At 64.7% G+C, this 7,189-nt stretch carries 6 protein-coding genes and 1 riboswitch; of the genes, 2 read left to right on the forward strand and 4 right to left on the reverse strand.

What is annotated here, in order from left to right; genetic code table 11:
• Positions 1-146: 146 nt before the first annotated feature.
• The 4 genes from LKD37_RS16415 to LKD37_RS16430 all read right to left on the reverse strand — a co-directional run bounded on the left by LKD37_RS16415 (position 147) and on the right by LKD37_RS16430 (position 4,352).
• Complete coding sequence (locus LKD37_RS16415) at positions 147-1,406, reverse strand: amidohydrolase family protein (RefSeq protein ID WP_302930162.1); 1,260 nt, start codon at positions 1,404-1,406, stop codon at positions 147-149.
• Positions 1,407-1,449: 43 nt separating this feature from the next.
• A riboswitch (purine riboswitch) is annotated at positions 1,450-1,549 on the reverse strand.
• A 13-nt stretch (positions 1,550-1,562) separates the two neighbouring features.
• Entirely contained in the window at positions 1,563-2,063 is a 501-nt protein-coding gene (locus tag LKD37_RS16420) for a flavin reductase family protein (RefSeq protein ID WP_302930163.1), read from the reverse strand.
• 237 nt (positions 2,064-2,300) lie between these two features.
• Complete coding sequence (locus LKD37_RS16425) at positions 2,301-3,974, reverse strand: DAK2 domain-containing protein (protein WP_302930164.1); 1,674 nt, start codon at positions 3,972-3,974, stop codon at positions 2,301-2,303.
• A gap of 27 nt (positions 3,975-4,001) precedes the next feature.
• Positions 4,002-4,352, reverse strand: a complete 351-nt coding sequence (locus LKD37_RS16430; RefSeq protein WP_302930165.1) for an Asp23/Gls24 family envelope stress response protein — start codon at positions 4,350-4,352, stop codon at positions 4,002-4,004.
• A gap of 245 nt (positions 4,353-4,597) precedes the next feature.
• Between LKD37_RS16430 and LKD37_RS16435 the strand changes: the two genes are divergently transcribed.
• Positions 4,598-6,568, forward strand: coding sequence for a SpoIIE family protein phosphatase (locus LKD37_RS16435; protein ID WP_302930166.1), 1,971 nt, complete (start codon positions 4,598-4,600; stop codon positions 6,566-6,568).
• 73 nt (positions 6,569-6,641) lie between these two features.
• Complete coding sequence (locus tag LKD37_RS16440; RefSeq protein WP_302930167.1) at positions 6,642-6,914, forward strand: hypothetical protein; 273 nt, start codon at positions 6,642-6,644, stop codon at positions 6,912-6,914.
• The last annotated feature ends 275 nt before the right edge of the window (positions 6,915-7,189 follow it).

Below are 7,189 nucleotides of genomic sequence, written 5' to 3' on the forward strand. Positions count from 1 at the left end.
CCACTTCTCGGTCTGCAAGTGTGGAATTTGTTCGCTTTCAGCGAACAAATTATGCGCGCGGCAGACTGCAAGCCTTTTGTCAAAAAAGGGCCACGCCCTTTTTTGACAAGCTGAGCCGCCGCTCCCGCGGGAGCGGCGGCAGATATTCACTTCACCTGGCGGCCATGGGACCAGACGGCGGTGATGTTGTGGCGGTGGAGCATATAGAGGGACCGCTCAAAGCGCTCCCGGACCGTCAGGGGCCGCACCGGCTCCGGGAAGTCCCCGTCGTCCACCACGATGGCGTGGAGGGGCTGGCCCACGGCGAAGCCCTCGCCGCCGCCGAAATACCGGTGCCCGGCGGTGGTGCCCAGGTAATAGCCCTCCGGCACCGTCAGGAAATCCTCGGACCAGTCGGTTTCCATGCGCTTGACCTTGGAGGCCCGGATGCTCATGGTGATGACCTTGTACATGGGCAGCTGTGCCCCGCCGGCGATGTCGGACCCCAGGGTCACCCAGATCCCCTGGCGCAGCATCTCCCGCACCGGGGAGACGCCGCTGCAGAGGTTGATGTTGGACCCGGCGCAGTGGGCCACCACCACCCCGGCCCGGCGGATGGCGGCGCACTCCCGGGCGTCGGAGTGGACGCAGTGGGCCATCACCGTGTGGTCCTTCCAAAGGCCGTATTTGTCATAGGTCTCCCAATACTGGGCGCAGTCCGGGTGCAGCTCCTTCACCCAGGCGATCTCCCCCCTGTTTTCCGACAGATGGGACTGGACATACAGCCCCCGGTCCCGGGCGATGCGGCCCAGGGCGGCCATCAGCTCATTGGAACAACTGGGGGTGAAGCGGGGGGTAATGATGGGCCTGACGTGCTCAAAATGGCAGCCGTCCAGCCAGCGCAGGGTCTCGGAGACGGACTCCTCCGTGGTTTCCTGGAGAATGCCGGGCAGGGCGTTGCGGTCCATATTCACCTTGCCCACATAGCCCGTGACCCCGGCCCGCTCCAGCTCCTCCATGAGGATCCAGGTGGCCTCGGTGTGCAGGGAGGAGAACATGCACACCCGGGTGGTGCCGTTGGTGATCAGGTCGGAGGCCAGGCGGCGATAGGTCCGGCGGGCAAAGTCCGGGTCTGCGAACCGGGCCTCGGTGCGGAAGGTGTAGGTATTCAGCCAGTCCAGCAGGGGCAGGTCCATGCCCATGCCCAGCATGGGATACTGGGGGGCGTGGAGGTGCATATCCACAAAGGACTGCATGATGAGCCGGTCGCCGTAGTCCGTTATGGGGGCGGAGGCCAGGGCCTGGGGCAGCGCGTCATAGACCCCCTGCACCACGCCGTCCTTCAGCACCAGATAGCCGTGCTCCCGGATGTCCAGCTCCCCCAGCCGGGGGGCCTGGATGATGTTGCCGCGTAAAACCTGTGTCATACCGCATCGCTCCTTCAGAAAAAAATAGATGGGCGCCCCGCCGGTCCACCGGCAGAGCACCCATAGCAGGGCCGTGGGCGGCCCCGTAGAAACGCCTTGCACCATATCCGCAAGGCTATATGAGCTTCCGTATGTTATACCCTGAGTATAGCACACTCAGGGGCGATTGGCAAGGCTTTCATTCCCGATGATGTCCACCACCTCGCCGATGTACATCCGGTGGACCGGCTCGTCCCGATAGAAAATGTCCTGAACGTCCCGGGGGATCTGGTCCAGGGCGAAGTCCTGGCAATAGAGCTTGCGGCAGACCAGGGTGGTCTCCGCCTGGCGGAAGGTGATGCCCTGGGGCAGGAACTCCGGCGTCAGGCCCGCCGCCGCCACCTTGTCGCCGTCCCGGCCGGAGGTGCTGCCCAGCAGGGACAGGGCCCGGCGCTGCGCCTCAGGGTAAAAGCTGACGGTGAAATAGTCGCTTTGCTCCATAAATTCAAAGGTATAGCGGTTCTTTTTCACATACACGGTGGCCACCGGCCGTCTCCACAGGGTGCCCAGGCCGCCCCAGCTGATGGTCATGGTGTTGTAATGCTCCGGGGTCCCCGCCGTGACCAGGGCCCACTGCTTGTCGAATTTCCGGAATACGTCCGCTTCCAGGTGCATCATACCGGCACGCTCCTTATTATAAAGTAAGGCCATTGTACCACACCCCGCCCCCCGGGGCAAGATGGAGATTTTTTCAGCAAGACGATGAGAGCATCACCAGTAGAGCACCTGTAGGGGCCGGGTTCTACCCGGCCCAAAAGCAGTGGAATGGCGGGCGGGGCAGAGCCCGATTGCGGCGATGCCAAAAGACGCCGGAGGAGACCTCCGGCGTCTTTTTTGCGCAAACGGCACAATATATTATTCAATTGAGATAATATAGTAATACACAGGCTGGCCGCCGGGGAGCAGGGACACCTCCGCCTCCGGGCAGGCATCCGCAAAGCGCTGCTCGGCCCGCTGGGCGTCCTCCTGGGTGACGCCGTCGCCATAGAACACGGTGATGAACTCCGCGCCCTTGTCCGCCGCCAGAGCCGCCAGCTGATCCAGCAGAGTCTCCAGCTTCTGGTCCGTGCCGAACAGCTTCCCGTCCGTCAGGGCCAGATAGTCCCCGGCGCTGATGGCGAAGCCGTCGAAATCGGAGTTCCGGGCGGCATAGGTCACCTGGGCGGTGACCACGTTCTCCGCCGCCTCCGTCATGGCCGCCAGGATCACCTGGGGATCGGCCTCCTCCGGGTCCACCGCCATCATGGCGGAGATCCCCTGGGGCACGGTGGCGGTGGGCACCACGATGACCTCTTTTTCCGTCAGGCCCACGCACTGCTGGGCGGCCATGATGATGTTCTTGTTGTTGGGCAGCACGAACACCACCTGGCTGGGGGTGCGGTTCACCTCCTGCAGAATGGCCTGGGTGGAGGGGTTCATGGTCTGGCCGCCGGACACGATGCGGTCCACGCCCAGATCCCGGAAGGTGGCGGCCAGGCCGTCACCGGCGCACACCGCCAGAAAGCCGTAGCGCTTCTCCGGGGCGGCCACGCCGCCCTCCATGGCCTCCAGCTCCTCCTCCACGGCGTCCAGATCGTCGGTGCTCTGGGCCTGCTTGCCGGCCGCCAGCTCCTCCGCCTGGGTGCGCATATTTTCGATCTTGGCCAGCTCCAGGGTGCCGTATTTGGCGGCCTCCGTCAGGGCCTGGCCGGGGATATCCGTGTGCACATGGACCTTGAAGGCCTCGTCGTCCTCGCCGATGACCAGGCTGTCGCCGATGCCGTCCAGATACGCCCGGAAGGGCTCAATGGACACGCCCTCCTTCTTGCGCACGATGAACACCGTGTCATAGGTGAAGGTGATGTCCTCCAGGCTCAGGGCGCCGAAATCCGCCTTATCCTGGGCCTTTTCGTCCTCCTCCACCTGGGGCAGCTCCTCGCCCCGCAGGGCCCGCAGCATGCCGTCGAGAATGATGAGGTAGCCCTTGCCTCCGGCGTCCACCACCCCGGCCTTTTTCAGCACCGGGTTCATGTCGATGGTCTGGGCCAGGGTCTCCTGCCCGGCCAGAATGGCCTGCTCCAGCACGTATTCGGCGCTGGGATTCTCCTGGGCGGCCTGGGCGGCCCGGGCGGCGGCCAGCCGGGACACGGTCAGCACCGTTCCCTCGGCGGGCTTCATCACCGCGCCATAGGCAGTGGCCACACCCTCGCCCATGGCGGCGGCCAGGGCCGGGCCGTCCATCTCCACCAGGCCCTTGGCGGACTTGGAAATGCCCCGGAACAGCAGGGACAAAATCACACCGGAGTTCCCCCGGGCGCCCCGCAGCAGAGCCCCTGCGGTGATCTTTGCCGCCTCGCCGACGGTGGCGGGCTCGGACTTTTTCAGCTCGTTGACGGCGGTCTGGATGGTCAGGCTCATGTTGGTGCCGGTGTCGCCGTCGGGCACCGGAAACACGTTCAGATCGTTGATGGCCTGCTTCTGCTGGGCGACACAGGCAGCGCCGAAGGCGATCATCTGCTTGAAGGCGCTGCCGCTGATTCTATCTGTCATCTCTTTGTTACTCCTTTGGCCGGGTGCTTACACGGTAACGGAGTCCACGCACACATTGACCTCGCGGACCTCCACCCCGGTATTCTTGGTGACCACATACTTGACCTCGCTCATGATGGAGCGGCAGACCGTGGCAATGTTGACGCCGTTTTCCACAACGATGTGCAGCTCGATGGAAACGGTGCCGTCCTCGTTATAAGTGACCTTCACGCCCTTGCTCATGGCTTCCCGCCGCAGCAGGTGCACCAGGCCGTCGGTCATGCTGCGGTAGGCCATGCCCTTGACGCCGAAGCAGTTGGTGGCTGCCGCGCCGGTGATGGTGGTGAATACCGCGCTGCTGATGGTGATCTCGCCCTGACCGGTTTGAACCTTAATCATAGCTAACTTCCTTTCTATAGACTGCCGCCAAGGCGGCATAAGCACAATAATATAGGGTATTATATACTATTTGTCCGGCAATAACAAGAAGAATATTTTAAACAAATCTGCCGATTTCCGTAACATTTTCTTAACATTTGACCAAACAAAGACCATTCCGCCCTGAAAATACGCCCTCTGTGCTATTTCCCGACACTTTTTCGTCCGCCGCCCGGCTACAATAGGGGGCAAAGGAGGGCTTGTCCATGAAACTTCTGCCACTGCCCCGGGAGAAACGGCGGCTGCTTGAACCCCTGGGCCGGGCGGCCCTGACCTGCCTGCTGACGGCCGGCTCCTTCGGGGGCCTGTGCGCCCCGCTGCCTCTGGCCATCACGGCGGCGGCCGGGCCGGGACTGCCGGGCCTGTGCTGCGTCCTGGGCTGCGGACTGGGGGCGTTTCTGTTTCTGCCGTTTCAGGCGGGCCTGCGGCAGCTGGCGGCGGCCATTCTGATCTTTTCCGGCAGCATCGCCTTTTTCGACACGAAATTTTTCCCCCGGCGGTTTTTCCGGCCGGGTCTTGCGGCGGCGCTGCTGCTTCTGGTGCAGTCGGCGTATCTCATCGCCCGGCCCATCCGGCTGTGGGCCCTGTGCGTGTTCTGCATGGGCCTCACCGCCGCGGTCACGGACCTGCTGCTGCGCCGCCGGGACCGGCTGCCCCTGCTGCTGGCGGCGGGGCTGTGCCTTTCGGCGGGGGCTTTCCGGATCGTCGGAATATCGGTTGGAATGTGCCTGACGTGCGCTTTTCTGATGCGCAGCGTCCGGCAGATGGAACCGGCCCGGGGTGCTGCCTGGGGGGCGGCCATGGGGCTGTGCCTGGGTCTGCTGGGGAATGAGCCGGACCTGGCGCCTATGGCGGTGCTGGGCCTTTCCTGCGCCGCTTTGTCCCGGGTGCGTTCCGCCCCTGCCCCGGTGTGTATCGGGACATTCTGGGCCATTGGCGGGGGCTGTACCCTGCTGTTCGGGACAGAGGAGCCGCTTTATCGGATGATTGAGCTGTTTTCGGGCGGAATTCTGTCCCTGCTGCCGCTGCCCCGGCTGAGCCTGCCGCCGGAGAAAAAACGGGCCCAGCCGGAAAAGCCGCCCCGGCCGGACCGCCTGGCCAAGCCCGCCGCCGCCCTGCGGGACCTGTACGACAGCTTCTTCCGGGGCACCGCTCCGGAGAAGCCGGAGAATCCATCGGTGGTATTTGACCGGGCGGCGGAGCAGGTGTGCCGCCGGTGCATCCTGCGGGATACCTGCTGGCGGCAGAATTACAGCGCCACCTACAACGCCTTCAACGACGCCTGCCCCCGGCTTTTGCAGCGGGGAGAGGCCCAGGCCGGGGATTTTCCCCTGTATTTCACCTCCCGGTGCGTCCATTTGTCGGATTTTGTGGGGGCGGTGAATGTGGAGCTGCGATCCTATCTGCTGCGGCAGCAGTACCACCGGCGGCTGTCGGAGGTCCGGGACCAGGCCCGGGAGCAATATGCCCAGCTGGGGGATATGCTGGCCTCCGCCGGTCCGGCGGTGCCTGCCGGTGCCCAGGCCATGGGCTATGGGGTGGCCTCCTCCCTGCGGCCCCGGCAGGGCCAGAGCGTCTGCGGCGACCAGCTGGATACCTTCGAGGTGGGGGACACCGTGTATCTGCTGCTGTCCGACGGCATGGGCAGCGGCGAGGCCGCCCACCGGGAGGCGGCCATGACCGTCCGGCTGCTGCGGCAGTTTCTGGAGGCGGGGATCGAGCCGGGCCCGGCTCTGAAAACCCTGAACACCGCCCTGTCCCTGCGGGGAGAGAGCGGCGGAGGCTTCACCACCATCGACCTGCTGGCCCTGCAGCGGGCCAGCGGACAGGCCGCCCTCTATAAATACGGGGCCGCTCCGTCCTATCTCAAGCGCAGCGGCAGCGTCAGCCGCTATACCGGCCAGTCCCTGCCCGCCGGGCTGCAGGCCGTCCGGGAGGCCCCGGAGTGCACCCGCTTGCAGCTGACCGCCGGGAGCTTCTTCGTGATGGTCTCCGACGGCATCGCCGACGCCGGAAACGATGAGTGGCTGCAAAATCTGCTGGCCGGATGGAGCGGCCGGGACGCCAACGCCCTGGTGTCTCTGATCCTGGCGGAGTCCCGGGGCCGCAAGGGGCTGGAGGACGACTGCGCCGTGCTGGTGCTGCACCTGTCCTCCGGCGAAAAAAAGCCGGTGTAAGGGGGTATATTCCCCTATGCGGCGGGCATACTGAAGCTGTCAAACGAAATCGCAACAGAGGAGGGCATAACTCTTGGTAAAAGGACTTTCCCGCCGGGTCATCGTGGTGGATTCCCCGGACCCGCATATTTTCGAACAGGCCATTTTCATTGTGCGCAACGACGCAGCCGTGGGCAGCGGAGGGGTCACCTCCCAGCAGGTGGTGGACCAGGCCATCCGCATTGCCAAGGATTATGCCCGGACCCACGGCGCACCGCCCCGGCGGCTGCGTATGTCCCCGTGGCTGGCGGCCCTGTTGGGGGGCGCGGCCATCGGCGCGGTGTGGCTGCTGGCCATGCTGCTGTAATACCGCTTTTTTCTTACCATTTTTCTCCTCACTTGAGGGCGGACAGACCATCTGTCCGCCCTCCCTTTTTGCGCGGGTGGCTGGCGGCGGGACAGTGGGCAGACATGGGCCCCGCCCTACGAGTGTTCTATCGGTAGACATTTCGTAGGGCCCGCTGCCCTCAGCGGGCCGCGTCAACCCGGCAGGTTTGGGCGGACAGGGTCGTCCGCCCCTACAGGCCCTCTCAGTCGGCTGCGCCGACAGCTCTCCCAGAGGGAGAGCCAAGGCGCGGGGTA

This window comes from Brotocaccenecus cirricatena (assembly GCF_020687045.1).
Lineage (GTDB): Bacteria > Bacillota > Clostridia > Oscillospirales > Oscillospiraceae > Vescimonas > Vescimonas cirricatena.

Excerpts from the sequence above, each read along its gene's own strand:
- LKD37_RS16420 (WP_302930163.1), bottom strand. The coding sequence starts at position 2,063 with ATGATGCACCTGGAAGCGGACGTATTCCGGAAATTCGACAAGCAGTGG.
- LKD37_RS16435 (WP_302930166.1), top strand. The coding sequence starts at position 4,598 with ATGAAACTTCTGCCACTGCCCCGGGAGAAACGGCGGCTGCTTGAACCC.
- LKD37_RS16430 (WP_302930165.1), bottom strand. The coding sequence starts at position 4,352 with ATGATTAAGGTTCAAACCGGTCAGGGCGAGATCACCATCAGCAGCGCG.
- LKD37_RS16415 (WP_302930162.1), bottom strand. The coding sequence starts at position 1,406 with ATGACACAGGTTTTACGCGGCAACATCATCCAGGCCCCCCGGCTGGGG.
- LKD37_RS16425 (WP_302930164.1), bottom strand. The coding sequence starts at position 3,974 with ATGACAGATAGAATCAGCGGCAGCGCCTTCAAGCAGATGATCGCCTTC.